Below are 26807 nucleotides of genomic sequence, written 5' to 3'. Positions count from 1 at the left end.
GCGAGGCATGATATCAGGTCATTTCATCGAACGCGGGACTGTTGTAGTCAAGGTCAATGGCCCGCACATTTGACGATGCCACCCGGCGGAATATCGCAGAGCTTTGTACGGCATTCACGCGCATGCCGGATGATTCCGCGCCGCTGCTCAAACGCGCGGCGGTCGCGATCGCGCTCACGAAGGGCGAGCGTGAGGAGACCGCGTTCCTGCTCACGCGCCGCGCGGCGGGCCTGCGCAGCCACAGCGCGCAATGGGCGCTGCCCGGCGGACGCTGCGACGCCGGCGAGACGCAGGCGGAAGCGGCGCTCCGCGAGCTGCATGAAGAGCTCGGGCTGCGCGTCGATGATGGCGATGTGCTGGGCGTGCTCGACGATTATCCGACCCGCTCCGGCTATCTCATCACGCCGGTCGTGGTATGGGTCTCGACGCGGACGCCGATCGTGCCCAATCCGGACGAGGTCGCCTCGGTCCATCGCATCACGCTTGGGGCGATCGAAGCGGACGACGCATTCAGCTTCACCAGCATTCCCGAAAGTGTCAGGCGCGTGATCCGCTTCCGTCATGTCGGCCAACACATCCACGCGCCGACAGCCGCCTTGATCTATCAGTTCCGCGAGGTGCTGGCCGGCCGCGACACCCGCGTCGCCGATCTCGAACAGCCGGTCTTCGCCTGGAAGTAGCGAGCAACAGGAGCCGCGCACTCGAACCTATCCCCTCACCCTGAGGAGACCGCGCAGCGGTCGTCTCGAAGGGCGAGGCCACCGGCGGGGCCTCATCCTTCGAGACGCGCTGCGCGCTCCTCAGGATGAGGATCCAATAGCGGTGGCCACCATCGTTGCCGAGCGGGTGAATTGGAAGTCTGGTTGCTGGCGCCAGGCATTTGGGCGACAATGCCGCCATAACAACAAACGTCAGGGGAGGCTTTCGGACATGCTGTCCTGGAAGAAACGACTTTGCGCCGCCATCGCAGCGCTTGCTGTCGGCGCAGCATTCTGGCCGGCGCAAGCCCAGGATTATCCGAACCGGCCGATCACGCTCGTCATCCCCTTCGCGCCCGGCGGCAGCACCTCCATCGTCGGCCGCGGCATCGCCGAGAAGATGAGCGAGCTGCTCGGCGAGAAGATCGTCATCGACAACCGCCCCGGTGCCGGCGGCACGGTCGGCACCAAGGCGGTCGCCAAGAGCGATCCCGATGGCTATACACTGGTGCTCGGCTATACCGGGACGCTCGCGATCGGTCCGTCGCTCTACAAGAAGGCGGGCTACGATCCGCGCAAGGACTTCGCGCCGATCGGCATGATCGGCAATGCGCCGAATTCGCTGGTCGTGCATCCGTCGTTCCCTGCCAAAAGCGTTGCCGAGCTGATCGCCTATGCCAGGCAAAATCCCGGCAAGGTCAGTTTCGGCTCGGCCGGCGCCGGCACCGCAAGCCACATCACCGGCGAATATTTTGCACGCAGCGCCGGAATCTCGCTGGTGCATATTCCCTACAAGGGTACGGGTCCCGCCCTGGTCGACCTCATTGGCGGGCACATCCCGATGGCATTTGCACCGATCCCGGCCTCCCACGCCAATGTCAGCGCGGGGACGTTGCGCGCGCTCGCGGTGACCAGCCTGGCCCGCTCCGGCCTGCTGCCCGAGGTGCCGACGATTGCCGAGGCCGGTGTTCCCGGCTTCGACGCGTCGCTTTATTACGGCCTTGCCGCGCCGGCCGGCACGCCGCGGCCGATCATCGACAAGCTCAACAAGGTGTTGCGCGATGCGCTCGCCTCGGACGAGGTGAAGCGGCAACTGGGCTCTGATGGCACCGAAATCACGCCGGGCTCGCCCGAGGACTATGCCGATTTCATCGACAAGGATGAAAAGAAGTGGGCGCAGCTCGTGAAGGCCAGCGGCGTCGAGCCGGAGTAAGGTTCCGGGGCTGACTTCGCAGCCGGGCTTGCTACAAGAGAGCATGCGCCTGCCATTGATTCGCCGTTTCTCCGGATTGGTCGCGCTCGCGCTGTTCGCGGGCGCACCGGAGGCCGTGGCGATCGAGGCTGCCACCCTTTCGGCATCCACGGCCGATGCGATGGCGCAGGCCGCGACGCCGCAGGCGATCGCAGAATATCGCCGCAAGCTGCGGGAATATCAGGAGGCGCGCGCCGCCTTCGAGGAGGAGGCAGGCGCCTACTGGAGCGCGATCTCCGAGAAGCGGCGCACCCGCAACGCCAAGCGGCGCGAGCGGCAGCAGATCACGCTCGATGACTACGTGCTCGCCCAGCCGCCGGCCTATACCGGGCCGAAACGGCCGGTGAGCCCGGAGCCGGAGGAAGAGGAACCGTCGCGTCCGCGCAAGACCATTCCCCTCGTCGCCGATTTCCTGAAAGCCGCCGCCGAGCAGTTTCAGTTCACGCCGCAACGGCCGGCCAGCGAGGCCGAGTTCAAGCGCGCCTATGCCCGCTACGCGCTTGCGGCCGGCCTGACGCGCGAGCAGGCGGTCCGGGTCTATTCCTTCGAGACCGGTGGCAGCGGCAATCACGACATGCAGTCGGGCTACCGCGGCCCCGGCACAAGGGCGATCTCGACCGCGATCGGCTACAACCAGTTGCTCACCACCAACAGCGTCGAGTTGATCGCCCAGCAGGGCCATGAGTTCATCAAGGCGCTGACCCAAAAGGCAGCCACGCTGTCCGGTCCCGCGCGCAGGGCGATGGATCACAAGGTCGCGGTGCTGAAGAGGATGGTGGCATTCGCACGCACGGTGCCGGACGACTGGTCGGCGCACGAGCGGCTCGCGAGCACCCCGCAGGGCTGGGCGGTCCATGCCATGGTGCTCGATATCGACGTCGGCCCGATGCTGCAGACCCACAAGCTGCTGACATCGGTCATCTTCGCGCGGACCAAGGGCTACACGCGCCCGCTCAGCGCGGCCGAGCTCGAGATGATGAATCTCACCGGAGACGGCACGGGGTTCGACATGGTCACGATGCCGCAGGCGATGCGCGAGAAGGTGCCGACGTCGAACTTCTTCCAGCGCGGCGGCTACGAGCGCAACCCGGTCGCGATCCGCAACAACACGGTGGCAAAGCTGCTCGCCGTCACCGACGAGCTGATGGATTTCAACAGCAACAAGCCCGGCGCCAAGGAACTGGCGTCGGTGTTTTAGCCTCTTCATCCTCCCCCGAAAGGGCCGTAGGGTGGGCAAAGCGAAGCGTGCCCACCTTCCTTGCACCGACCGTGGATGGTGGGCGCGCTGCGCTTTGCCCACCCTCATATGGGGCTTTGTGAGTCAAGGCTCTTGAACCGGTGCGGGTTGGGTTTTTGCAGTGAGAGGGCGGCGCGCGGAGCCATGCGTAGCGCAGCGCGACGACCGGGCCCCGGGCGAGGATTGGCTTCCGAAGATTTCTGCAGCTCACTGCATCACCTCATATCCGGTCGGATCGGCTGATCCGTACCCACATTCCGCATGCTTGCGGCGAGGAAGCCAAGAGGATGAGACCCATCTACAAAGCGGCCTGGTTGGGCCCCTGGGTGGCACGGTCATCATCCATCCTGTACGGGGCGCGCGGCGCGGAGCCGCCTCGCCCTGGTGGCGTGGTCCGGTGCTAGGCCTTCATCACGGCCTGCTCCGGAACAAGGCCGGTGGTGAGATAGCGCCACAGCGCCACGATCAGCTTGCGCGCCAGCGCGACGATGGCGATGCGCTTGGCGCGCTTGCCGGCGTTTTCGGTGCGGGTGCGGAACCAGCGGCTGAGCGCGCTGTCCGGCTGATGGCGCAGCCAGAGCCAGGCCAGTTCGATCGTCTTGTGGCGGGCGCGCCGGTTGCCGGCCTTGCTGATCCCCTGCTCGCGATCGATGCTGCCGCTTTGCCAGGGACTGGGCGCCAATCCGCAATAGCTGGCGACCTCGCGCCGGTTGCGGAAGTCCTTGTAGAACACCTCGTTCACCAGCGTCGCGGCAAACGCCGGGCCGAGCGCCTTGAGCTGCTGCAACTGATCCCGTCGCTTCGCCATCGGCGCCGGCGCCGCGGCGGCTTCCGCCGCGACTTCTGCCGCGACTTCTGTAGCGACTTGGGCCTGCTCCAGCGCCTTGAGCTGGTCGCGCACCAGCATCAGCCGGGCATGCTCGCGCTTCACTTCGGCCAGAAGCTGCGGCGGCAGCGGCTGCCCTTGCCAGTCCCGCTGCTGCTCCAGCCAGGCGAGCCAGGTCCGTCGTCGCAAGGTGCCGGCCGCCATGCCCAACAGGCGCAGCAGCGCCTTGATCCGGTTGGTGTGCCCCGTCTGCTCCTTCACCAGTCGTTCGCGTTCGCGGCTGGCGCGCCGGGCGTCCTCCTCGGCCACGCTCGGCACCCGGACGATCCGCACCACCCGCGGCTCGCCTCGCAAATGAGCCATCAAGGTGCGCAGCAGAAGCTCGCCATCGATCCGGTCTGTCTTCGCCCGCCGCGCCCGTTGCTCCACCGCGATGCTCGCCGGGTCGAAGATGAAGTTGGTGATCCCAGCCGCCGCGAGCAGCCGGTGCAGCCAGAAGCCGTCATAGCCAGCCTCGTAGCAGCTCACCACCCGCGGCGCCGCTCCAAGCTTCGCAGTCGCCCGGGCCTTGACCTGCTCGATCAGCGCCAGCAGCCCGGCGTGATCGCCGCCTTCCAGCTTGTGGCGCGATATCCGGTCCCGATCCGGACTGTGCAGCGTCACCAGCCACGTCTTCTGACTCAGTTCGATCGCAACGAAAATCGTGCCACAATGCCCGGCGGTGGGCGTGTTCTTGGTCAATGCTTGCATCAGACTCTCCGATGGTTCGAGTGTGGAAACCCAAACCTACCGGAAAGGGCGCGCTCACCGCCCCATGGAATCTACAGGCTACGGCGGCATCGCCGCTCAGTTCGATCCGAACATGAACTTGCCGTCGCCCTCGAGATAGGGGCCGGAGCGCATGTAGAGCTGGCCGTTCTGGCCGACGAAGAACAACGTACCCTTCGGCACCTTCTTCGCACCCTTGAGCAGCAGGCCGGCATTGTTGGTCCCCAACTTGTAGGCGAGGGTCGAGCCGTCTTTGCCATAGGCGTAGCCCATGTCGGACTTCAGCTCCCAGGGCGTGGGCGATGCGTCTTGCGCGAATGCAGGAGCGGCCAGTGTCGTCAGCGCCGCCGCCATCAAAAAGGTCGCCATCAAAAAGATCCTGGCCTGAAACCGAGTCATGATCATCCTCCCCAGTCATCGTTGCCGAAACCGGCGCCCTTGCTTGAACAAATCACGAACGCCGTTATTCCGTCAATACGACGGAAGTGCCCTGCGGCATCACGCGCACCACCCTGCGGGTTTGTGATTTTCTGCTGCGCGACTATGTTGCCGTTTCCATCTACAAGCGCATGATTGCGAAAAGCTCGATAGGGATGATTCGAATGAACCCCGGCATGATTATCGGTTTGGGTATTGCGCTCTCGCTCATGACGATGGCCAGCGTGGCTCATGCCGACGAATTCAAGCTCTCCAACAACCAGCGCATCGCCTGCAGCCGGGGATTGTCCGCCGGCAAGCTCAACACCGCGACCTGCAGGTCCTACGCCTATCTGTTCAACACCAAGACCTCGGAATACTTCCGCTGCCAGGTCTCGCTGGCGCTGACGCGCGACAACAAGGAGGTCATCAACGTGCAGGCCGATGGCGGCTGCACCAAGCGGCCGCGCATCTTCGACACCGACGGCAACTACTCCTTCGACGCCACCGAAACCGAGCCGCCGAACACCAACTCGTTCTTCGGCCCCGGCGGCTATTCGGTCTGGGCCAGCGACAACAACGTCCAGAAGGTGCGCGGCTGCATCATCATCTCCTCCGGGCTCGGCTCCGACATCTCGAAATGCATCGACATGACGTTCCAGTGAGCCGCTGGACGGCCGCAGGGAACGTCACGATTTCGCTTCGGCGCTCGCGGCGGGGGAGGGCCGCGAGCGGGCGAACTTCTTCACCCCCATCGGCTTGCCGAACAGATAGCCCTGCACCAGGTCGAATCCGACCGCATGGGCAGTGAGGAAGTCGGCGCGGGTCTCGGCGCCCTGGGCGAGCGCGCGTGCGCCATGGTCGTGGGCAAGCTCGACGACGTGCTTGCACACGGTCTGCTTCAGCCGGTCGTCGGCGGCGCCGGTGACGAATTGATGATCGATCTTCAGTTCGACGAAGGGAAAGCTCTTCAGCCCCATCAGCGACGGCCACTCCGTGCCGACCTGGTCGACCGATATCGCGATGTTGTGGAACCGCACCTGCCGCGCCACCTCGACCAGCAGGTCGAGGTTCTCGATCACCTCGGCGCTGGCGATCTCGAGCAGCAGGCCGCCGAAGGCGGGATGCTGCGGCACGCGCCGGCATAATTCGCGTACGGCATGCGGATCGCTCAGGAACGACGCCGGCAGGTTGATCGAGAGATCCACCGGTCCTTTCTGCTCCAGCAGGTAATGCCAATCCTCGATGGCGCGACCGACCACGAATTCGGACAACGCATGGAAATGCGGATCGCTCTCATCGGGAATGAAATAGGCCGGCGGCACCACGCCCCACGCCGGATGCCGCATCCTGACCAGAGCCTCCGCGCCGGCCGGAACCAGCGTGCGCAGGTTGATCTTCTGCTGGTACCACAATTCGAGCCAGCCGGCCTTGAGCGCCTCCGCGACATCGACCGCGGGGCTCGGCGCGGGCTCCTGCGGCAGCAGCATCGCGACGCTGGCACGCAGCGTGCCTGCGCCGAACGGCGTCGCCAGCGGCGGCAGCATGGCTACGCCGTATTCTTCGCCAATTTGCCTGACGGCTTTTACCATAATCGACTCGGGCGGGCCGATGACGAGAACCTTGCCTGCGAAATTCTTCCTGACCAGAACCTCCAGAATCCTGCCGACCTCGATTCCGTTCACCGAGACACCAAGCACAAGCAGGTCCGGTCGATGCTCGTCCAGCACGCCGTCCAGTTCGGTGGCCTCGCCGCACTCCGAGGTGATGAAGCCGAGATCCTCGAGAGCGTCGGAAAGGAAGGTACGAAGGTGCTTCTTGCTGTCGGCGACGCAGGCCCGCGGCGTCAATTTGCGATGACCGAACCAGCCGGGTCGTGCGTATTCCTTGGGGGTGATTTGATTCATGCCCGCCCTTTCCCGTGATGTCGATTTGACTCGTACATCTCCGTGGCGGCCTTAATCGGGAAATTTGAGGACGCTTCCTGCAAATCCCCATGAATGCTTAGGTAGGGTTAAAGAGGCAAATAAAGCTAAAATTGTAATCATGGGTCGATTGCAAAAATCAGCGCGTGGCGGCGGCAATACCGTGCTCCGATGTCATTCAGCGTGAAGCGCGTTCGCACGACGGTCTCATGATGCGCCGCCGCGCCATTTCGCGGCGGCAGCATACGTTAAGGTCTGTGGTTGTTTGTCGTTGCCGTTGTGATCAATTCCCGTTTTGAGAATCTCGTTCGCGCGATCCGTGCTGCTGGTATCGTCACTCCGGCTTGATGCCGGCCTGCCTGGGACTCGTCGAGGGCAGACCACGTCACGCGGGTGACGACGACACCCGCGTGACGCGCGAGCTCAGTGTCCCATGCGCGCCGAAGCCGGGTGACCCGGCACCTTGAAGCGTTTGCCGGTGTCGACGACCTTGCCACCATTGACCTTGAGGATCGAGAAATCCTGGGTCAGGTAATTTCCCGCGAGGAGGTACTTGCCATCCGGCGTGAACGCGACCGCCTCGGGCAAGCCACCGACCTCGATGTCCTGGGTCTTGGTCACCTTCTTGCCGTCGATCTTCAGCACCGTGAGGCTGCCGTTCTTCTGATAGTAGTACGCTTTCTTCATGTTTGAGCCGCGCAAGATGGCGGCGACGGCGAGATCTCCCTTCGGCGAAATCGCAAAGCCCTCGGGACCGTCGCCGACCACCACACGGTCGATGATGCGCGGCGGATTGGCTTCGAGATCGATCACGCTCGTGGTGTCGACGCTGCCGTCGGATGAACCGGCGCCGCCATTATCGGACGTCAGTGCGAGCTTGCCATTTGGCGTCACCGCAACATTGTATGGCCATTGACCCGTCGGCAGATCGACCTTGTTGTAGGTCACCTTGTCTCCGTCAATATCGAGCACGGAGACCTTGTGTGCGGGGAAGCGGACGGCGAGCGCCCGCTTGCCGTCCGGCGTGAACGCCACGTGGGCGACGCTGTCGGGCAATGCGATCGTATCGGCGACCTTGACGTCGCTTCCGTTGATCGAGAGCACGCTGACGGAACTATCGCCGCGATTGGCAACCAGCGCCATCTTGCCGGACGGGCTGATGCTGAGCCCTGAGGGCTGCTTGCCGACGGTGACAGTCGCTGCCAGCTTCGGCGGGTTGGCCTTGAGATCGATGACATAGACCTTGTTGTCCGGCACCTGCTTTAACGCATCGCCGTCCTTGGTCACATCGACCGAATCGGCGACGAGGGCGATCGAGCCGGTCGGGTCGATGTCGAGATTGACCGGCGGCCCCACCACCGAATTCTTCAGCGGCAGTGAGGCGACGGTCTTGGGATTTTCGGGATTGGCGAGGTCGAGGATGAGAACCTGGTCCTTGCCGGGTGCCGACAGGATCGGTTTTCCATCGTCATCCCATAACAGCTTCTCGTCGAGTCCGACGATCATGAAAGGCTTCGCATGGACAGGATTGAAGGCGAGATTGCAGAGCAGGACTGCAGCTCCCAAAGATAGTCCGACGGCGCGGTAAGCAGGCATTGGCGTTCTCCCGGTTGCGCCGGCCGCTGGCGGGCCGGTTTCGCGCAGCGAAATTAAGCAGGGAACAGGATCGTTGCCAATGACCGAACTGACGTCGTCACTCCGGCTTGATGCCGGCGAATTTGGCGACCTTGCCCCATTTCTCGGTCTCCGCCAGCACGTAAGCCTGCATGTCTTCGGCCGAGCCGCCGGCAGGTTCGGCGCCCAGCTTGCGCAGGCGCGCAACGCCGTCCTCGGTCTTGAGGAATTTGTCGATGCTCGCGTTGAGGCGGTTGATGATCTCCTTCGGCGTCTTCGCAGGCGCCGCGATCGTGAACCAGGAGGCGGCCTCATAGCCGGGCACGCCCGCCTCCGCGATCGTCGGAAGATCGGGCAATAGCGACCAGCGCTTGGAAGTGGACACCGCAAGCGGACGGATCTGTCCGGCCTCGGCGAAGGGCTGCGCGGCTGGGAGGTTGTCGATCATCAGATGCACGCGGCCGGCGATCAGGTCGGTCAATGCCGGAGCGCTGCCCTTGTACGGCACGTGCGTGATCTCGACGCCGGTCATCGAGCGGAACAGCTCGGTCGAAACATGGGCGGTGCTGCCGAGCCCGGGCGTGCCGTAGAACAATTCGCCGCGCTTCGACTTGGCGTAGTCGATCAACTCGGCGACCGACTTCACCGGCAGCGAGTTGGTGACCGAACACAGATTGGGCACCCGCGCGATGATGATGACCGGCGCGATATCCTTCAGCGGATCGAACGGCATGTTCTTGAACACGAACGGATTGATCGCATGCGTGCCCGGCGTGCCCACGAGGAAGGTGTAGCCGTCGGGGTCGGCCTTGGCGACGGCGTCGGCCGCGATATTGCCGCCGGCGCCGGTCTTGTTCTCGACGATGAACTGCTGGCCGAACTCCTCCGAGACCTTGGCCGCGACCACGCGGGCCAGGATGTCGGTGGTGCCGCCGGCGGCGAACGGCACCAACAGCTTGACCGGCCGCGTCGGCCATTCGGCGGCGCGCGCCAGGCGCGGCAGCAGCGATGCGCCGGCGAGCGCGGCGGCGCCGCTCAGAAGCGAGCGGCGGCTGGGATGTGACGAGGCGACGGTCGAAGAGGGCATCTTGAGGTCCTTGAGTGATGCGGGCGGGCAGCCGCCGAAAAAGCCGAGCGGCGCACGATGGCGCCGCTCGGCGGTGGTCAGGATTGTGGTCGAGGGTTGTTATAGCGTTTTCGAGCGAAGTGGATACCTCGCGTGAAGAAAACGCCTCAAAACAAAAAAAGTTAGCCGCCGATTCCCTTTTCCTTGAAATACTTCAGCGCGCCGGCGATGGAACGGGATCGGGGAGCGATCCTGCCGCTGGTTGTCGAGCGAGAAGCTTTCGGCTTCCTTGTGCACGGCGACGATGTCGGCCTTCTTTTCCACCAGCGTCTTGACGATCGTATAGGCATCGTCGTTGCTCATCTTGTCGCCGGTGACGATCAGGTTCCAGACCTCGGTGATCGAGTTGTCCTTGTCGTAGCCCGGATACGCGCCCGCCTTGATCGTGCTGGGGGAATAGAGCTTGCCGTATTTGGCGTTCATCTTCTCGGCCAGGTCGCCGTGGTCGATCAGTTTCATCTTGATGCCGGGGGTCGCCGCCAGATCGGTCACCGCCGCGGTCGGAATGCCGCCGACCCAGAAGAAGGCATCGATCTTGCGGTCCTTGATGGCGTTGACGGATTCGGCAACGCCGAGCCGCTCGCGCTTCATGTCCTTGTCCTTGTCGAGGCCGGCGGCTTCGATGACACGGAACGCCATCACTTCGGTGGCGCTACCGGGCGAACCCGTCGAAACGCGCTTGCCCTTGAGATCCGCCATGGTCTGGATGCCGGTACCTTCGACGGTCACCACATGCATGCGGTTCGGATAGACGACGAGGAGGGCCTGCAGCGGCACCTTGTTGTTCTTGAACTTGTCCTGGCCCTGCAGTGCGTCGAGCGCGGCATCGGCCATGGTGAAGCCCATTTCGCTCTGCCCGGTGCCGATCAGCTTGAGGTTGTCGACCGAGCCGCCGGTGACCTCGGCGGTGGCCTGCACGTTGGGAAGGTTCTTCGACAGCACGTTGGCGACCGCGCCGCCGAGCGGATAGTAGACGCCGCCGGTGCCGCCGGTCCCGATCGACATCGTCTTCTGCTGCGCATGGACGATGCCGGCGAAAGCGAGACCGGCCGAAATCGTCACAGCCAGTATCGCCACAGTCTTTTTCATTGTCTTCATTTCTATCACTCCCTGACTAAATCGTAAGCGCCGGTCTTGTCGGCGTCGGCGTTCTGGCCTGCCACAGCAACACGCCGAGGCCGATGATCAGACCGGGCACGTAGGTGTAGCTGATATCGCGACCGATCATCCATTCGATGATCGCTTCGATCAAACTCGGAAACACCAGCAGCAATCCGGATAGCAGAAGCAGGCCGCTCTCGACCGGCGTATTTTGTCGCAGCGCCCAATTCTGGGCAAACGCGGCGAGCGCCAATAGCCCGATGGTCGTCTTGATCGTGATTTCGATGATATCGATCCACGAACCGCCTTTGGGAATCGCCAGCAGCAGACCGACGCCCTGTGGGTCGAGCACGAACACGAACGGCACCAGGAAAGCCGGCAGCGTGTATTTCCACGACTGCAGCGTCGTGCGGTAGGGGTCGCCGCCGGTGATGGCGGCAGCCGCGAACGGAGACAGCGCTGTCGGCGGCGACACCTCCGACAGCACGGCGTAGTAGAAGATGAACATGTGCGCGGCGTAATCGGGCACGCCGAGTTTGATCAGCGCCGGCGCCGCGATCACGGCGCAGATGATGTAGGAGGCGGTCACCGGCACCGCGAGACCGATGATCCAGACGATCAGCGAGGTATAGAGCGCGGTCAGTAGCAGGCTGCCGCCGGCATAGCTGATCACGATCGACGAGAATTTGAGGCCGAGGCCCGTCAGCGTTACGATGCCGACGACGATGCCGGCGCATGCACAGGTGGTCGCGGCATTGAGCGCGCCGATCGAGCCGTCGGCGAGCGCCTTCACCAGCTTCGAGGGTACCAGCGCCGTTTCCCTTCGCAGGAAGCTCAGCGCAAAGGTGACCACGATGGCGTAGAACACCGACAGCGACGGCGAATAGCCGATGATCATGAACACGACCACGGCAGCAAGGGAGATGAAGTGAAACCCGTAGCGCTTCGTCATCTGGCCGAGCGTCAGCTCCGGCGTGAAGCTGACGTCCTTGGCGCCGAACTTGCGGGCGTCCAGTTCGACCATGAACAGCAGCGACATGTAATAGAGGCAGGTCGGGATGGTCGCCATCCAGATCACGTCGAGATAGCTGATCTTGAGAAACTCGGCGATCAGGAAGGCGGCGGCCCCCAGCACCGGCGGCGACAGGATCGCGCCCAGGCCGCCGGCCGCCAGCAATCCGCCGGCGGCGTTTCTCTCGAAGCCCGCTTTGGCCAGCATGGGATAGGCTACAGTGCCGATCATCACGGTGGTGGCGACGCCCGAACCCGAAGGGCCGCCGAGCAGGAACGACGACAGCACGACCGTCCTTCCTGCGCTGTTCGGCTTGCCGCCCATCAGCGCCAGCGAGAAGTCGATGAAGAATTTCCCGGCGCCCGATTGCTGCAGGAATGCGCCGTAGATCGTGAACAGGATGATCAGGGTGGCCGACACATCGACCGCGACGCCGAAAATGCCTTCCAGGGTGATGAAGAGATGGCCGACCAGGCGGGACAGGTCGTAGCCGCGATGGGTCCACGGCGCCGGCAAATGCGGGCCGAGCATCGCATAGGCGATGAAGAACAGCGACACCACCGGCATGATGGGGCCGGTCGTCCGCCGCGTCGCCTCGAGCAGCAGCACGATGAAGACAATGCCGACGATGACATCCAGGCGGTCGGGCGTGGTGGCGCGGTCGGTGAAATCCTCGCCGCCCCACAATGCATAGACGATGGTTGCGACCGCGACGATGCCCGGCACGATGTCCCACCAGCGTACGCGGTTGCGAAACCGCGTGGCGAGTGGAAACAGCAGGAAGCTCAGCACCAACGTGAAGGCGACATGGGTGTAGCGAAGTTCCTGGGTCGGAACGATCGCGTAGGCCGCATAAAGATGAAACAGGCTCATGACCACCGCGATGGTGGTCGAAATGCGTCCCGCCCAGCCCATCAGGCGGTTGGTCGCGCCTTCCTCGGCCTCGACGAAGGTTTCCGCCTTGTGCAGCGCCTCCTCGGAGATGGGGACGACGTCGTCATCGGGCGGCGATTTGCCTGACGGTCGGCCTTCTGTGGTCATGCTTCCTCCGGAACGCTCTCATGTAGCCCGGCTGGCCGGGATATTGGGCGGGCGGCGCATTCATGCTGGTTTGGGGGAAGCGTTGCAAGGGGCATCGCGCCTGCGACTTTCGGATGATGCATGCGGACTTTGCATCGGGCACATCAGCCAGATTGGGTTGACCGCGGGCGCCGGGCTGCAATACCAACAACAACAGGGGAGAAACCATGGATCGGCTCAAGGGTAAAGTTGCGATGGTGGTTGGCGCCGGCTCGATCGGGCCGGGCTGGGGCAATGGCAAGGCAACCGCCGTCACCTTTGCGCGGGAAGGCGCCAGCGTGTTCTGCGTCGACCGCAACGCGGCTGCCGCGGAAGAGACCGCCAGCATCATCACCGGCGAGGGCGGCAAGGCGACCGCGTTCACCGCGGACGTCTCGCGTGCAGCCGACGTCGAGGCGATGGTCGCGGCCTGCCTGAAGACGTATGGCCGCATCGACGTGCTCGACAACAATGTCGGCATCGCCGAGATGGGCAGCGTCGTCGAGGTGAGCGAAGCGGAATGGGACCGCGTGTTCGCCGTCAACCTCAAGAGTGCCTATCTTGCGATGAAGCACGTGATCCCCGTGATGCAGAAGCAGGGCGGCGGCTCGATCATCAACATCTCCTCAATCGCTTCCATCCGCCATCTCGGCATCTCCTACGTCACCTACGCCACCACGAAGGCGGCGATGAACCAGATGACGCGCACCACGGCGGTGCAGTTCGCGCCCGACCATGTACGTGTGAACGCGATCCTGCCCGGCCTGATGAAGACGCCGATGGTGGCGCATTCCGCCGGGCTCGCCGCCAGCTATTCCGCGGGCGATGTGGATGCGATGTGGCGCGCCCGCGACGCGCAGGTGCCGATGGGCCACATGGGCGAGGCGTGGGACGTCGCCAACGCCGCGCTGTTCCTGGCCTCGGATGAATCGAAATATGTCACCGGCATCGAACTCGTCGTCGACGGCGGGATCACCTGCAAGGTCAGTTGATGTCCAGCGCTATCGCGCGAGGGCCAAGCTGCCGCAAGCCTTTTTCGTCATCCGGCATATCCGCCCCGATCGAGGAAATCCCGTTCCTCGATGGTCATGCTGCGGCCGAGAATCGGATTGCGGTGGGGAAAGCGACCGAAACGCTGGATGATGTCCCGGTGACGCCGTGAGTTCGAAACGCCGGGTTCTCCGAGCTGCCGAAACAATGCGACCGAGCGGGCCTGATCAGCGATGTCTTCGGAATGCGCGAACGGGAGATAAATGAAGGTCCTGAGATCGTCCGGAAGGCGCTGGTCAAGCCCCGCGACAATCGCGTTGTCGGCAATCCGGCGGGCATGGGCATCGCTCGCATACATGCGCGGCGTGCCGCGGAAGGCGTTGCGAGGAAACTGATCCAGCAGGATGATCAATGCCAGCACGCCGTTCGGCGTCGCCTGGCAGCCGTCCAGTTCGCCGCGGAGCGCTGCTTCGTGCGCGTCCAGGAATCTCTCGCGAAAACGCCGATCGAACGCAGCATCCTTGGCAAACCATAGCGCGGGACCGGCTTCCCGCCAGAACGCAACGACCTGTTCCGCCGTGGCAGGCGCCGCCTGAGCCGCGCGCAAATCCCTGCCGGCATGAAATTCCTGCTCGACAAAGCCCTCGCGACTTGCCGCGGCGCTGCCGATTTCACGGCGCAATGACATGCCTTGCTCCTGTTGTTCGACCATGGATGCAGCCGCAAATTCGGCTCCGTCGATTGCCGCCCAAACTGGCCGTTGGAGCATGATGAATCCAATGATATGATTTGTACGATATGCTGAACGAGATTAATCTCGCGCGTGCCGACCTGAACCTGCTGACGCTGTTCGAGGTGATTTTTCGAGAGCGCCATGTCGGGCGCGCCGCCGTGCGGCTCAACTTGACGCCATCGGCCGTCAGTCATGGCCTCGGGCGGTTGCGGCGCCTGCTCAACGATCCCCTGTTTCTTCGTACGCCGAAAGGCGTGGTGCCGACTGCGCGCGCCACGGCGCTGGCGGAGCCAATCGCGGAGCTGCTGGCTCGTGCCCGCCACGTGCTTGCCGGCGCAGAACCATTTGACGCCACGAAATCAGCGCGGCGTTTCGTGATCGGGGCGCCGGACGGCGTCTCGTCCGTGTTCCTGCCGCCGCTGCTTGCGGCATTGCAAAGCCGCGCTCCAGGCATCGACATCGGGCTGCGGCAATTGCTGCCGCCGCGGGGCGGGCAGTCGGTCGAGCGTGCGTGGATGCCGGTTCTTGCCGAGCTGGAGAGCGGGACGATGGATATCGCTGTCGCGCCGATCGACCTTACCCCACCGCGCTTTGTCGCCCGTCCGCTCTATGAAGAAGATTTCGTCGTGGTCGCTCGCCCGCGTCATCCGTTCGCGGTGCGGCCGACACTGGAGCGGTTCTGCCGCGCGCAGCATCTGGTCGTCTCGATGACGGGAGACGCTTATGGCTTTGTCGACGAGGCGCTGGCGAAACAGGGCCTCGTACGCCGCGTCGCGCTCACCGTGCCCGATTTCGCGTCCGGTCTCGCAATGGTCGCAGAAAAGGAGCTGATCGCCGCAATGCCACGGCGCTTCGTGGCCATGCATGCCAGGCGCTTTGCGCTGGTGAGCAGGGACGTGCCGTTGCGGCTCCGCAGCTTCTCGATTCGCGCCGCCGTGCCCAAGGTCGCGCTGATGGATGCAGGCCTTGCCTGGCTGTTCGACCTCTTGTGCGAGGTGGTCGAGGATCGGCCGGCCAAGCGCGGCGGGAAATAGGAACCGGTCGCTAAGCCTGTGCGCTCAATTCCGCACGGTCGAGCTCCTCCTCGATGAGGTGAAACGCATCGTCGCCGATCTCCTCCGATTCTCGCAGCGTCAACAGCGATTGCCGGGCGGCGCTGATCGCGCGGCGCCTTAAGGGATCCGCGGGAAGCTCGCTCGACGTGACGCCGCCGTCAGGATCGGTCTCGGCGCGCATCAGCAGCGCGCGATACTCCAGCCTGAGGATTTCGGCCTCTTCGGACGGATCGCTGTCGATCTCCTCCAGCGCAGCGCGAAAGGCGATGGCACGGGCGCGCGCCGCCTCGGCCGCCACCGGGTCGTCGTCCTTCAGGCCCAGCGCCTGGATCAAAGGCCGCAGGGTCAAGCCCTGGATCACCAGCGTCCCAAATACCACCGAAAAGGCTGTCAGCAGGATCAGGTCGCGATACGGAAAGTCTTCCGGCAATGCAAAGGCGGCCGCCAGCGTGACGATGCCGCGCATGCCGCACCAGGAAACCACGATGCCGCCCTTGACCGTCGGCGGCGGCGCGGCACGCCCGGGATGAAACAGTCCCCACGCCACCAGCCGCCTCACGACGGCGCCATAGCTCATGACCCAGCCGATGCGCGCGAGGACCACGGCCGCCAGCACGCTGGCGGCAAAGATGCAATATTCGACGCGCACGATTTCGTCGAGCCCTGCCCAGATCGGCTTGAGCTGCATGCCGATCAGCATGAAGGCGAGCACGTTGAGCACGAACACCACGGTCTCCCACACTGCGTAGGACGGCACGCGCAGGCGCGCCGGCGTCCGCGCCGGCACAGTGCGCGCCATGGTGATGGCGTAGACCACGATGGTGAGGATGCCGGACAGGCCGATATGTTCGGCGATGATCCACGCCATGAACGTGCCGCCGAACTGGGTGATGATCGCGCTCGGCGCGTAGGTAATTCGGCGCGTCAGCAACATCGAAAGCCGCGCGAAGAGGTAGCCGGCGATCAGACTGCCGACCACCGCCAGCACCAGTGACGGCGCAAATTCGCGCAGCTTCAGGTGTTCGACCGCGACGGCACCGACGGCGACGCGATAGATCAGGAGTGCGGAGGCGTCATTGAGCAGGCTTTCGCCCTCGAGGATCTTCAGGAGTCGATAAGGCAGCTTGACCTGGCGCAGGATCGCGACCGCGGCCGCCGCATCCGGCGGAGCGACGATGGCGCCCAGCGCGACTGCCGCGGCCCATGGCATGTCCGGCCTCAGCCAATGCGCCACCAGCGCGACGGCGACGGTCGTGGTGCCGACCGCCGCCAGCACCAGCATCGATACCGGCAGCCAGTTGTTGCGGAGATCGCGGAGCGACGTATCGAACGCGGCATCGAGCAGCACAGGCGCCACGAACAGCGCCAGCGCGAGACTGGGTTCCAATGTCCAGGACGGCCCCGACGGCAGGAAGGTCAGGAGCACGCCGCCGACCGCAAGGAAGGTCGGATAGGGCACGTTGATCCGTCGCGCCACCGCTGATAGCGGAATGGCGGCGAGCAGCAGGATAATGATCCATTCGAAGGTAGACACGTGTCAAATTCCCGTTGGCAGTCATTGGCTAGTCTAGCATCAGTTTGCGGGCCCACGGGCAAGCGCAGGGTAGCGACAAATCTCCCGCTGTGCGGGGCAGGCGCCGTTTGCTACCATTGGCCCGAGATTTAAGAATTCCTGCCGGACCAATCGATGCAATCCTGGCTCTTCATCCGGCGCGTCATCGTCGCGTCGAGCCTTTGCATGGCGCTTGCGCAGCATGCATTTGCAACCAGCGTAGAGCCGCTCAAGGATGTGCAGGCCGACCCCGCGCCCTGCCTCGCTGCGGCCGGCGCTGACGATGACGACAAGGTCGTCGATCTCTGCACGGCGCTGATCGACAACGAAAACACCGCCAAGGCCGATCGCGTCAAGGCGCTGATCGCGCGGGGTGACGCCTATGCCCGCAAGGACATGATCGACCGCGCGATCTCCGATTATGACTCCGCGCTGACAATGGATCCGACGCTCGCCGATATCTTCAACGCGCGCGGTGAGCTCTGGCGCAAGAAGGGCGACCGACCCAAGGCGCTCGCCGATTTCGGTGCGGCGATCAAGCTGAACCCGGATCACGCCGCGGCGCGCGCCAACTACAAGTCGCTGGCGTTGGAATTGGAGCGCCTGGGCGCGCTGATGGCCGTTGCCGGCAAGCCGAGTTTCAATTGCGCCAAGGCCCGCCGCGCAGTGGAGAAGGTCATCTGCGCCAACCCTGGTATCGCCGACCTCGATCGCGAGATCTTCGCGGCGAATGCGAGGGTGGTCCGCGAGGCCGAGACCCCGCGTGCCGCCCGCGCCCTGCAGCGCGAGCAGGACGAATTCATTGCCCGCCGCAATGCCCAGTTCGGCCGTCCCGGCTACGACCTGCAGAAGGCGATGCAGCAGCGGCTGGACAAGCTGAACGGGGTCGACGGGCATTAGCTCCCTTTTTCACCTCTCCCGCAGGGAGAGGTCGATTTGCGCCTGGCGATGCGAAGCATCGTCCAGAGCAAATCGGGTGAGGGGTTCCGGTCTCTCGTGGGACCTGAACCCCTCACCCGGCGCTGCGCGCCGACTCTCCCCTTGGGAGAGGTGGAAGTCGCGGCTCGCCCTGTTAGTCGAATGGCGCGCTCTTTTCGGCTTGAATCATGGCCGCTCTCCGTGACAATGCGTGGCTATAACGCCGGGAGGAACGCCATGAACATTCGCAACAGCCGCTATCACGAGGTCCATGCCCGCTCGCTGGCTGACCCCGATAGCTTCTGGAGTGAGGCGGCGCGGGAGATCGACTGGATCGAACCGGCCAGGAAGATTTTCGATCCTTCGGTCGGCGTCTATGGGCGCTGGTTCACGGGCGCCGTCGTCAACACCTGCTACAACGCGCTCGACCGCCACGTCGCAGGCGGCCGCGCCGACCAGGTGGCACTGATCCACGATTCCCCGCTCACCGGCAGCATCACGAAATTCACCTATGCCGAGCTTCTGAAAGAGGTGCAGACGCTCGCCGCGGTCATGCAGGACTTCGGCGTGGCGAAGGGCGACCGCGTCATCCTCTATATGCCGATGGTGCCGGAAGCCGTCGTGGCGATGCTGGCCTGCGCGCGGATCGGCGCGGTGCACAGCGTGGTGTTCGGCGGCTTTGCCGCAAAGGAGCTCGCCAGCCGCATTGATGACGCCAAGCCGAAGCTGATCTTCTCGGCGAGCTGCGGCATCGAGCCTGGCCGCATCGTGCAGTACAAGCCGCTATTGGATGAGGCGATCAAGCTCGCCGGCGCCAAGCCGGAAAGCTGCATCATCCTGCAGCGCCCGCAGCATGAATGCGAGCTTACCGCCGGCCGCGATCACGACTGGGCCAATCTGCGCCGCGCCGCGCTCGATGCCGGCAAGGCCGCGCCTTGCGTTCCGGTGCTCGCGACCGACCCACTCTACATCCTCTACACCTCGGGCACGACGGGAATCCCGAAGGGCGTTGTGCGCGACAATGGCGGACATCTTGTTGCGCTGAAATGGTCGATGTTCAACCTCTATGGCGTCAAGCCCGGCGAGGTCTGGTGGTGCGGCTCCGACATCGGTTGGGTGGTCGGCCACAGCTATATCGTTTACGGCCCGCTGATCCATGGCGCGACCTCGATCATGTATGAAGGCAAGCCGGTCGGCACGCCCGATGCCGGCGCGTTCTGGCGGGTGATCTCCGAGCACAAGGCGGTCGCGTTCTTCACCGCGCCGACCGCCTTCCGCGCCATCCGCAAGGAGGATCCGGAAGGCAAGTTCATCCGGCAGTATGACCTCACAAGCTTCCGCACGCTCTTCCTTGCCGGCGAGCGCGCCGATCCGCCGACGGTGGAATGGGCGGAAGCCCAATTGAAGGTGCCGGTGATCGACCATTGGTGGCAGACCGAGACCGGCTGGTGCATCGCGGGCAATCCGGTGGGGTTAGGCATGCTGCCGGTCAAGCACGGCTCGCCGACGGTGCCGATGCCGGGCTACCAGGTCGACGTGGTCGATGAAGCCGCAAGGCCGGTGCCCACGGGCACCATGGGCTCGATCGTGATCAAGCTGCCGATGCCGCCCGCCTGCCTGCCGACGCTGTGGGAGCAGGATGAGCGCTTCAAGGAATCTTACCTCTCCGAATTCCCCGGCTACTACAAGACGTCGGACGCCGGCTACAAGGATGAGGACGGCTATGTCTGGGTGATGGGCCGCACCGACGACATCATCAATGTCGCCGGCCACCGCCTCTCCACCGGCGGCATGGAGGAAATCCTGGCATCGCATCCCGATGTCGCCGAATGCGCCGTGCTCGGCGTCAAGGATGCGATCAAGGGCGAAGTGCCCTGCGGTTTCCTGGTGCTGAAGGCCGGCGTCAGCCGCCCGCCCGCCGCGATCGAGAAGGAGATCGTCGCATTGGTGCGCGAAAAGCTCGGGCCGGTCGCCGCCTTCAAGCTCGCAATCACCGTCGGGCGTCTGCCGAAGACGCGCTCCGGAAAGATCCTCCGCGGCACCATCAAGAAGATCGCCGACGGCGAGGCCTGGACCATGCCGGCCACGATCGAGGACCCCAAGGTGCTCGACGAGATCGGCGACGCGCTGAAGGGGAGGGTGTAACCGTCGGAATCGTCATGCCGGGGCTTGACCCGGGCATCCATCAAGATCAGAGAAGCCGCCATCTTTTCGATGGATTGCCGGGTCATCCCCGATCGGGTCGGGGACGGGCGCCCGGCAATGACGAAAGAGGGAACCCACGCATGCGACGTTACTTCGCCCGAGCCCCCATCGCGCTCCTGCTCATCGCACCGTTGCTCGTCGGCTGCCTTGAGCGGAGAACGGCGCCGCTGGCCGATGCCGCGGGCGATGACGACGCGTTCTGCCGCGCCAACAACGTCCAGCAGGGCTCGCCCGAATATGTCGCCTGCCGCAAGGATCGCGACGTCCAGCGGCAGCAGGCCGACGCGCGCGCCGACCGTCGTCAGCGCAATCTCGGCGAATACATGCTGAACAATCCAGTGAGGCCATGAGCAGAGGAGGGCCGTCATGAACGAGGACGTCTTCAACGAAAGCCTGCGCCGATTCCTCAAGCGCGTCGGCATCACCTCGCAGCGCGAGATCGAAAAGGCCGTACGTGACGCCATCGACTCCGGCCGCCTCAAGGGCAACGAAAAACTGGCGGCGAAAATGACGCTGATCATCGACGCCGTCGGCCTGAAGCACGAGGTTTCGGAAGACATCGCGCTCGGGTAGAATCCCCGACGTCATGCCCCGCGCATGCGGGGCATCCAGTATTCCGCGCCGGTCATGCGTGAGCCGAAATGCCACCCACGTACTGGATACCCCGCATGCGCGGGGTATGACGAGCGAGGCAGCGCGCTACCGCTACGACCGGATCGCATCGGCGTTTGCCGTGATACTTTTGCAACGGTGCGACGTAATCGCGCCATGCCTCGTCTGATTTGATCCGCATCAAATCCTTCATCGTCCCGCTTCTGGTCTGAGAGAGCCGACGCGCGACTTTCCGCGCGGACTTGGCGATGGAAGACTTGGCGATGGGGAATTTGATGAGAACAAGAACAATTTTGACGGCGTCGCTGCTCGTGCTTGCGGCGGCGTTCGGTGGGGCCGCCATGTCGGCGCAGGCTGCGGATCTGGCGCCGGTCTACAAGGCGAAAGCGCCGCCGCCGGTGGAGACCTTCAACCCCTGGATGATCCGCCTGCGCGCGCTCGGCGTGCTGCCGGATGCGGGTGGCAGCTCGGTCAACGTCTTCGGTGTACCAGGCCTGTCGTCGCCGAATTCGGGGCTCTCGATCAGCGATCAAGTCATTCCTGAGCTCGACATTACCTATTTCTTCACCGAGAACTTCGCCGCCGAACTCATCCTCGGCGCAACTAGGCATCACATCAGCGGTACCGGGACGCTCAACGGGCTCGACATCGGTAAGGCCTGGCTGTTGCCGCCGACGCTGACCCTGCAATATCACTTCACCGGCCTCGGCGCGTTCAAGCCGTATGTCGGTGCCGGCATCAACTACACCGTGTTCTTCAACCAGTCCGCGGCCAACACGCCGGTCGCCGGCCTTGCGGTGACGGATCTGCACATCAGCAACCAGGTCGGCGTCGCGGTCCAGTTCGGCTTCGACTACATGCTCGACCGCCACTGGGGTCTCAACGTCGACGTGAAGAAGCTGTGGCTGCGGCCGGATTACTCGGCAACCGTCAACAACGCGATTCCAGTCACGGGGCGCGCCAATATCGATCCGTGGCTGGTGGGCGGCGGCGTCGTCTACAAGTTCTGACGCCGCGGGGGGGGGGGCGGCGCCGGGAGCCGGGCCCGGCGCCGCCAGCCGTTTGCATGAGGTGACGGACGAAACCGAATTGGGCTAAAGCGCGATGAGATGAGGATGAATCATCATCGCGCTTTAGATTATTGTTTGAGCATGATCTTTTCGGAAAACCGCTTCACACTTTTCCGGATCATGCTCTAAGACGGATCGGTCAGGCATCCTCCCATCTCAGCGCGCGCCGCGGAAAGCATCACATGGACATCAAGGTTAGGGATTCAAACGGCACGCTGCTCGCCGAAGGCGACAGCGTCACGCTGATCAAGGACCTGAAGCTGAAAGGCTCGTCCACGGTCTTGAAGCGCGGCACGGTGATCAAGAACATCCACCTCACCGACAATGAGGACGAAATCGAAGGCCGCACCGACAAGGTCAAGGGCCTCGTCCTGCGCACGGAGTTCTTGAAGAAGGCGTGAGGGCGCCACTCGTCGTCACCCGCGAAAGCGGGTGATCCAGTATTCCAGAGACGTCAGTCGTTGGACCGATAAGCTGCGGCGTACTGGATACCCCGCATTCGCGCGGTATGACGGTTGAGGGCTGTTGTTGCATCGCTCAAAACGAAAAACGCGGCGGGGTTGGCCCACCGCGTTTGTATTTTTGACGACCAAAGCGAAGCAGATTTACTCCTGCTCTTCCTTCTTGCCGCCGATCGTCTTCAGCTTGGCGAACACGGCGTCGACGTTGAGATCGTCGCCCTTCTTCTCGGCGGGCTCGAATTCCGGCTCCTTCCGCGTGGTCTCGGAGGCCGGCAGCAGCGTGGCGCCGCCATAGGTGGCGGTGGCCGGCTTCTCCTTGGCGGCGCGTTGCACCTCGAAATCGAGCTCGATCTGCGAGCACAGGCCGAGTGTCACCGGGTCCATCGGGGTCAGGGTCGAGGTATTCCAGTGGGTGCGGTCGCGGACGCTGGCGATCGTGGTCTTGGTGGTTCCGACCAGCCGCATGATCTGGGCATCCTTCAGCTCGGGGTGGTTGCGGACCAGCCACAGGATCGCGCTCGGCCGCTCGTGGCGGCGCGACACCGGGGTGTAGCGCGGCCCCTTCCGCTTGGCGGCCGGCGGCAGCGCCACCTTGCTCTCGCCGAGCTTCAGGCGGTAGTTCGGGTCTCTCTCGCCCTTTTCGATCTCGTCGCGGCTCAGTTGGCCGGTCGAGATCGGGTCCATGCCCTTGATGCCTTGCGCGGCGTCGCCGTCGGCGATGGCGCGGATCTCCAGGGGATGCATCTTGGTGAAATCGGCGACCTGGTCGAAGCTCAGCGCGGTGTTGTCAAGCAGCCAGACGGCGGTCGCCTTGGGCATCAGAGGTGCGTTGCTCATGGCAAATCTCCTTTGTGCTTCGCCCACCTCTTTGGAGGCGAAACCGGGGGGTCATCAGCGATGACGGGGAATTAAGCCCTATATAATCCTTCGGGTACCGGTGGCGCAATGGTTCTGCTAGAGTGCCTTGACACCGCCCGAAACCGAGCCCAAGTCCTAGCCCAACTGACCGTTCCCTGCCCGCCGGCGAGGGGTGATTCGGTCGCGAGATCGCTCCATGCCAGCTAAACCAGACCTGAGAATCGTGCTTTGTTCGCCACGCGGCTTCTGTGCCGGGGTGGTCCGGGCGATCGACACCGTGGAACGCGCGCTGACGATCTACGGCGCCCCGGTCTATGTCCGGCACGAGATCGTCCACAACAAATATGTCGTTGACGGCCTGAAGAAGAAGGGCGCGATTTTCGTCGAGGAACTGGCCGAAATTCCCGCAAATACCACCGCGCCAGTGGTTTTTTCTGCCCACGGGGTTCCGAAATCGGTTCCAGCGGATGCGCAAGCGCGCCATTTGTTCTCGCTGGACGCCACCTGTCCGCTGGTCACCAAGGTGCACCGGGAGGCCGCGATCCATTTCAAGCGCGGCCGGGAGATCCTCCTGATCGGGCACTCCCACCACCCGGAGGTGGTCGGCACGCTCGGCCAGTTGCCGCCGGGCGCCGTGACCCTGATCGAGACCGCCGAGGACGCCAAGACCTTCACCCCGAAGGACCCCAACAACCTCGCCTTTGTGACCCAGACCACGCTGTCGATCGACGACACCGCCGAGATCGTCGCGCTGCTGAAAGAGCGCTTCCCGAACGTCAACGGGCCGCACAAGGAGGACATCTGCTACGCCACCACCAACCGCCAGCTCGCGGTGAAGAAGGTGGCACCGGTGGTCGATGCGCTGATCGTGGTCGGCGCGCCGAACTCCTCCAACTCGCAGCGCCTGCGCGAGGTCGCCGAACGCGAGGGCTGCCCGATCGCGGTGCTGGCGCAGCGCGCCAGCGACATCGACTGGGAGCGCTTTGAGGGCATCAAGAGCCTCGGCATCACCGCCGGCGCCTCCGCGCCGGAAGTGATCGTCGAAGAGATCATGGACGCGTTCGCCGAGCGTTTTGAATTGCATGTCGAGACGGTCTCGGCCGCGGAAGAGAACGAGTTCTTCCCGCTGCCGCGCTCGCTGCGTCCTGAAGCCGCCGCCGAGTAGTCCTTTATGGCGGTCTACACCGACGTCGCCGCCGAAGAGCTAGCGGAATTCCTGAAGAGTTACGACATCGGCGATCTCCTCTCCTACAAGGGGATCGCCGAGGGCGTCGAGAACTCCAACTTCCTGCTGCATACGAGCTGCGGTTCGTTCATCCTGACGCTCTATGAAAAGCGCGTTGCGGAGGATGACCTTCCCTATTTCCTGTCGCTGATGGCGCATCTCGCCGAGCGCGGCGTGAGCTGCCCGCAGCCGGCGCGAAACCGCAAGGGCGAGGTCTACAGCAGTCTCGCGGGGCGGCCGGCCGCGATCATCAATTTCCTCGAAGGCATGTGGCCGCGGCGGCCGAATGTCGGACATTGCGGCGCTGTCGGCGAAGCGCTGGCGAAGATGCATCTTGCCGGCCTCGATTTTCCGATGTTCCGGCAGAATCCGCTCTCGGTTGCCGGCTGGCGGCCGCTGTTCGATCTTGCCAGCTCGCGCGCCGACAGCGTGCAGCCGGGCCTGCGCGATTTCGTCGATCGCGAGCTTGGATATCTCGAGGCGAATTGGCCCACCGATCTGCCGGTTGGCGTCATCCATGCCGATCTGTTTCCGGACAACGTGTTCTTCCTCGGCGACAGGCTGTCGGGCCTGATCGACTTCCCGTTCTCCTGCAACGACATCCTGGCCTATGACGTGGCGATCTGCCTGAATGCCTGGTGCTTCGAGCCGGACCACTCCTTCAACGCGACGAAGGCGCGCGCGCTGCTCAATGCGTACGGCCGGGCGCGGCCGCTGTCGGAGGGCGAGCAGGCGGCGCTGCCGCTGCTTGCGCGCGGCGCCGCGCTGCGCTTCCTGCTGACGCGGCTGGTCGATTTCCTCAACGTGCCACCCGGCGCGCTGGTGAAACCGAAGGATCCCCTGGAATACGTCCGCAAGCTGCGCTTCCATCAGAGCGTGAAGACGCTCAGCGACTATGGCGTGACGCAGCCGGGGTGTGTGGCGTGAGCGAAAAGCCGCATGTGACTGTCTTCACCGATGGCGCCTGCTCCGGCAATCCCGGCCCGGGCGGCTGGGGCGCGATCCTGAAATTCGGCGACGTCGAGAAGGAATTGAAGGGTGGCGAGACCCACACCACCAACAACCGCATGGAATTGATGGCGGCGATCTCGGCGCTGGAGGCGCTGAAGAAACCGTGCGTGGTCGATCTCACCACCGACAGCCAGTATGTCCGCCAGGGCATCACCGGCTGGATCTTCGGCTGGAAGCGGAACGGCTGGCGCACCGCCGACAAGAAGCCCGTGAAGAATGTCGAGCTATGGCAGCGGTTAGACGCCGCGCTGAAGCCGCACGAGGTGCGCTGGCACTGGATCAAGGGCCACGCCGGCCATGCGGAAAACGAGCGCGCCGACCAGCTCGCCCGCGAGGGCGTCGCCATGGCGCGGCTGAAGGAGAAAGTGGGGCAGTAGCGCGCGATTTTGCCGCATTCGTCATGGCCGGGCTCGTCCCGGCCATCCACGTCTCGCTGCGCGTTCGGAAGCAACAAGCCCGGGCATGACGGCGTTCGTTGATGGGCCGTAGCAGCCTGAGCTCGTCATTGCGAGGAGCATAGCGACGAAGCAATCCATGCGTCCGCGTGTGCGGTGAGATGGATTGCTTCGCTTCGCTCGCAATGACGGATGAACTTCACAACTGCGCCAGCAGCGTGTCTCCGCCGGAGACCTCGACCTTGCCCGGGGCCGGCTCGAGGTTGAGCTTCTTCACCACGCCGTCCTCGACCAGCATCGAATAGCGCTTGGAGCGGATGCCGAGCCCGTTGCCGGAGGCATCGAGCTCCATGCCGATCGCCTTGGTGAAATCGGCATTGCCGTCGGCGAGGAACAGCGCCTCGTTGCGCTGGTCGGTGTCGCGCTTCCAGGCGTTCATGACGAAGGCATCGTTGACCGAGACGATCGCGATGGTGTCGACGCCCTTGTCCTTGATGGCGTAGGCGTTGAGGAAGATGCTCGGCAGATGCATCTTGTGGCAGGTGCCGGTGTAAGCGCCGGGCACTGCGAACAGCGCCACTTTCTTGCCCTTGAAGACATCATCGGTGGTCCGCACCTGCGGACCTTCCTCGGTCATCACGCGAAACTTGGCATCGGGCAGCTTGCCGCCAACTTGGATCGTCATCG

General features: G+C 64.1%; 27 protein-coding genes. 15 read left to right on the top strand and 12 right to left on the bottom strand.

Annotated features, from left to right (window positions below; genetic code table 11):
• Positions 1 to 56 precede the first annotated feature (56 nt).
• The 3 genes from ACVJGD_RS24520 (at position 57) to ACVJGD_RS24510 (ending at position 3148) form a co-directional block, all read left to right on the top strand.
• Positions 57 to 680: an NUDIX hydrolase gene (locus tag ACVJGD_RS24520; RefSeq protein ID WP_456636715.1), complete on the top strand. Its 624-nt coding sequence runs from the start codon at positions 57 to 59 to the stop codon at positions 678 to 680.
• Between the two features lie 250 nt (positions 681 to 930).
• Positions 931 to 1911, top strand: coding sequence for a Bug family tripartite tricarboxylate transporter substrate binding protein (locus tag ACVJGD_RS24515; protein WP_456636714.1), 981 nt, complete (start codon positions 931 to 933; stop codon positions 1909 to 1911).
• A 43-nt stretch (positions 1912 to 1954) separates the two neighbouring features.
• Positions 1955 to 3148, top strand: coding sequence for a hypothetical protein (locus tag ACVJGD_RS24510; RefSeq protein ID WP_456636713.1), 1194 nt, complete (start codon positions 1955 to 1957; stop codon positions 3146 to 3148).
• A gap of 439 nt (positions 3149 to 3587) precedes the next feature.
• Here the strand turns inward: ACVJGD_RS24510 and ACVJGD_RS24505 are convergent, their stop codons facing one another.
• The 3 genes from ACVJGD_RS24505 to ACVJGD_RS24495 all read right to left on the bottom strand — a co-directional run bounded on the left by ACVJGD_RS24505 (position 3588) and on the right by ACVJGD_RS24495 (position 5452).
• Entirely contained in the window at positions 3588 to 4763 is a 1176-nt protein-coding gene (locus tag ACVJGD_RS24505) for an IS110 family RNA-guided transposase (protein WP_456632918.1), read from the bottom strand.
• Between the two features lie 96 nt (positions 4764 to 4859).
• Positions 4860 to 5150, bottom strand: a complete 291-nt coding sequence (locus ACVJGD_RS24500; protein WP_456640358.1) for a hypothetical protein — start codon at positions 5148 to 5150, stop codon at positions 4860 to 4862.
• Positions 5151 to 5182: 32 nt separating this feature from the next.
• Positions 5183 to 5452, bottom strand: coding sequence for a hypothetical protein (locus ACVJGD_RS24495; RefSeq protein ID WP_456640600.1), 270 nt, complete (start codon positions 5450 to 5452; stop codon positions 5183 to 5185).
• Between ACVJGD_RS24495 and ACVJGD_RS24490 the strand changes: the two genes are divergently transcribed.
• Positions 5435 to 5863 (top strand): hypothetical protein, encoded by a 429-nt coding sequence (locus tag ACVJGD_RS24490; protein ID WP_456640357.1) that lies wholly within the window; start codon positions 5435 to 5437, stop codon positions 5861 to 5863. The genes ACVJGD_RS24495 and ACVJGD_RS24490 overlap by 18 nt on opposite strands.
• 24 nt (positions 5864 to 5887) lie before the next feature.
• Here the strand turns inward: ACVJGD_RS24490 and ACVJGD_RS24485 are convergent, their stop codons facing one another.
• From ACVJGD_RS24485 to ACVJGD_RS24465, 5 genes are all read right to left on the bottom strand, one after another.
• Entirely contained in the window at positions 5888 to 7105 is a 1218-nt protein-coding gene (locus ACVJGD_RS24485) for an EAL domain-containing protein (protein WP_456636712.1), read from the bottom strand.
• A 441-nt stretch (positions 7106 to 7546) separates the two neighbouring features.
• The gene (locus ACVJGD_RS24480) at positions 7547 to 8719 is read right to left on the bottom strand and encodes a lactonase family protein (RefSeq protein ID WP_456636711.1); all 1173 of its coding nucleotides are present in this window, start codon (positions 8717 to 8719) and stop codon (positions 7547 to 7549) included.
• Between the two features lie 97 nt (positions 8720 to 8816).
• Positions 8817 to 9824: a Bug family tripartite tricarboxylate transporter substrate binding protein gene (locus tag ACVJGD_RS24475; protein WP_456636710.1), complete on the bottom strand. Its 1008-nt coding sequence runs from the start codon at positions 9822 to 9824 to the stop codon at positions 8817 to 8819.
• 99 nt (positions 9825 to 9923) lie between these two features.
• Complete coding sequence (locus ACVJGD_RS24470) at positions 9924 to 10961, bottom strand: TAXI family TRAP transporter solute-binding subunit (RefSeq protein WP_456636709.1); 1038 nt, start codon at positions 10959 to 10961, stop codon at positions 9924 to 9926.
• A 16-nt stretch (positions 10962 to 10977) separates the two neighbouring features.
• Positions 10978 to 13017, bottom strand: a complete 2040-nt coding sequence (locus tag ACVJGD_RS24465; RefSeq protein WP_456636708.1) for a TRAP transporter permease — start codon at positions 13015 to 13017, stop codon at positions 10978 to 10980.
• A gap of 206 nt (positions 13018 to 13223) precedes the next feature.
• On the opposite strand from ACVJGD_RS24465, the gene ACVJGD_RS24460 reads away from it, so the two are divergent.
• Positions 13224 to 14027 carry an SDR family NAD(P)-dependent oxidoreductase gene (locus ACVJGD_RS24460; RefSeq protein ID WP_456636707.1) on the top strand — a complete coding sequence of 268 codons (804 nt, stop codon included), beginning with the start codon at positions 13224 to 13226 and terminating at the stop codon, positions 14025 to 14027.
• 47 nt (positions 14028 to 14074) lie between these two features.
• Here ACVJGD_RS24460 and ACVJGD_RS24455 read toward each other — a convergent pair whose 3' ends face one another.
• On the bottom strand, positions 14075 to 14713 hold the full coding sequence (locus tag ACVJGD_RS24455; RefSeq protein WP_456636706.1) for a DUF924 family protein: 639 nt from the start codon (positions 14711 to 14713) through the stop codon (positions 14075 to 14077).
• Between the two features lie 110 nt (positions 14714 to 14823).
• On the opposite strand from ACVJGD_RS24455, the gene ACVJGD_RS24450 reads away from it, so the two are divergent.
• Positions 14824 to 15792, top strand: a complete 969-nt coding sequence (locus ACVJGD_RS24450; protein ID WP_456636705.1) for a LysR family transcriptional regulator — start codon at positions 14824 to 14826, stop codon at positions 15790 to 15792.
• Between the two features lie 10 nt (positions 15793 to 15802).
• On the opposite strand, the gene ACVJGD_RS24445 is transcribed toward ACVJGD_RS24450, so the two are convergent.
• Positions 15803 to 17347, bottom strand: a complete 1545-nt coding sequence (locus ACVJGD_RS24445) for a cation:proton antiporter (RefSeq protein WP_456636704.1) — start codon at positions 17345 to 17347, stop codon at positions 15803 to 15805.
• 204 nt (positions 17348 to 17551) lie between these two features.
• On the opposite strand from ACVJGD_RS24445, the gene ACVJGD_RS24440 reads away from it, so the two are divergent.
• From ACVJGD_RS24440 to ACVJGD_RS24415, 6 genes are all read left to right on the top strand, one after another.
• Positions 17552 to 18265, top strand: coding sequence for a tetratricopeptide repeat protein (locus ACVJGD_RS24440; RefSeq protein WP_456640356.1), 714 nt, complete (start codon positions 17552 to 17554; stop codon positions 18263 to 18265).
• A gap of 255 nt (positions 18266 to 18520) precedes the next feature.
• Complete coding sequence (locus ACVJGD_RS24435; protein WP_456636703.1) at positions 18521 to 20428, top strand: propionyl-CoA synthetase; 1908 nt, start codon at positions 18521 to 18523, stop codon at positions 20426 to 20428.
• Positions 20429 to 20568: 140 nt separating this feature from the next.
• The gene (locus tag ACVJGD_RS24430; protein WP_456636702.1) at positions 20569 to 20838 is read left to right on the top strand and encodes a hypothetical protein; all 270 of its coding nucleotides are present in this window, start codon (positions 20569 to 20571) and stop codon (positions 20836 to 20838) included.
• A gap of 16 nt (positions 20839 to 20854) precedes the next feature.
• Positions 20855 to 21061, top strand: a complete 207-nt coding sequence (locus tag ACVJGD_RS24425) for a DUF6494 family protein (RefSeq protein WP_456636701.1) — start codon at positions 20855 to 20857, stop codon at positions 21059 to 21061.
• A 314-nt stretch (positions 21062 to 21375) separates the two neighbouring features.
• Positions 21376 to 22110: an OmpW/AlkL family protein gene (locus ACVJGD_RS24420; RefSeq protein ID WP_456636700.1), complete on the top strand. Its 735-nt coding sequence runs from the start codon at positions 21376 to 21378 to the stop codon at positions 22108 to 22110.
• A gap of 242 nt (positions 22111 to 22352) precedes the next feature.
• The gene (locus ACVJGD_RS24415) at positions 22353 to 22571 is read left to right on the top strand and encodes an alkylphosphonate utilization protein (protein ID WP_456636699.1); all 219 of its coding nucleotides are present in this window, start codon (positions 22353 to 22355) and stop codon (positions 22569 to 22571) included.
• Between the two features lie 204 nt (positions 22572 to 22775).
• Here ACVJGD_RS24415 and ACVJGD_RS24410 read toward each other — a convergent pair whose 3' ends face one another.
• Positions 22776 to 23468: a DUF1013 domain-containing protein gene (locus ACVJGD_RS24410; protein ID WP_456636698.1), complete on the bottom strand. Its 693-nt coding sequence runs from the start codon at positions 23466 to 23468 to the stop codon at positions 22776 to 22778.
• A 217-nt stretch (positions 23469 to 23685) separates the two neighbouring features.
• Here ACVJGD_RS24410 and ispH point away from each other — a divergent pair, with 217 nt between their 5' ends.
• The 3 genes from ispH to rnhA are packed head-to-tail and all read left to right on the top strand — an operon-like array spanning position 23686 to position 26102.
• Complete coding sequence (gene ispH, locus ACVJGD_RS24405) at positions 23686 to 24654, top strand: 4-hydroxy-3-methylbut-2-enyl diphosphate reductase (protein ID WP_456636697.1); 969 nt, start codon at positions 23686 to 23688, stop codon at positions 24652 to 24654.
• A 6-nt stretch (positions 24655 to 24660) separates the two neighbouring features.
• Positions 24661 to 25641: a homoserine kinase gene (locus ACVJGD_RS24400; protein ID WP_456636696.1), complete on the top strand. Its 981-nt coding sequence runs from the start codon at positions 24661 to 24663 to the stop codon at positions 25639 to 25641.
• Positions 25638 to 26102, top strand: coding sequence for a ribonuclease HI (gene rnhA / locus ACVJGD_RS24395; RefSeq protein ID WP_456636695.1), 465 nt, complete (start codon positions 25638 to 25640; stop codon positions 26100 to 26102). Before ACVJGD_RS24400 ends, rnhA begins: the two co-directional genes overlap by 4 nt.
• A 217-nt stretch (positions 26103 to 26319) precedes the next feature.
• Here the strand turns inward: rnhA and ACVJGD_RS24390 are convergent, their stop codons facing one another.
• Positions 26320 to 26805, bottom strand: a complete 486-nt coding sequence (locus ACVJGD_RS24390) for a redoxin family protein (RefSeq protein ID WP_456636694.1) — start codon at positions 26803 to 26805, stop codon at positions 26320 to 26322.
• Positions 26806 to 26807: the final 2 nt, after the last annotated feature.

The organism is Bradyrhizobium sp. USDA 10063 (genome assembly GCF_054063735.1).
The sequence above is the reverse complement of the archived record's forward strand: the minus strand, read 5'-3'. Positions and strand labels throughout refer to the sequence as shown.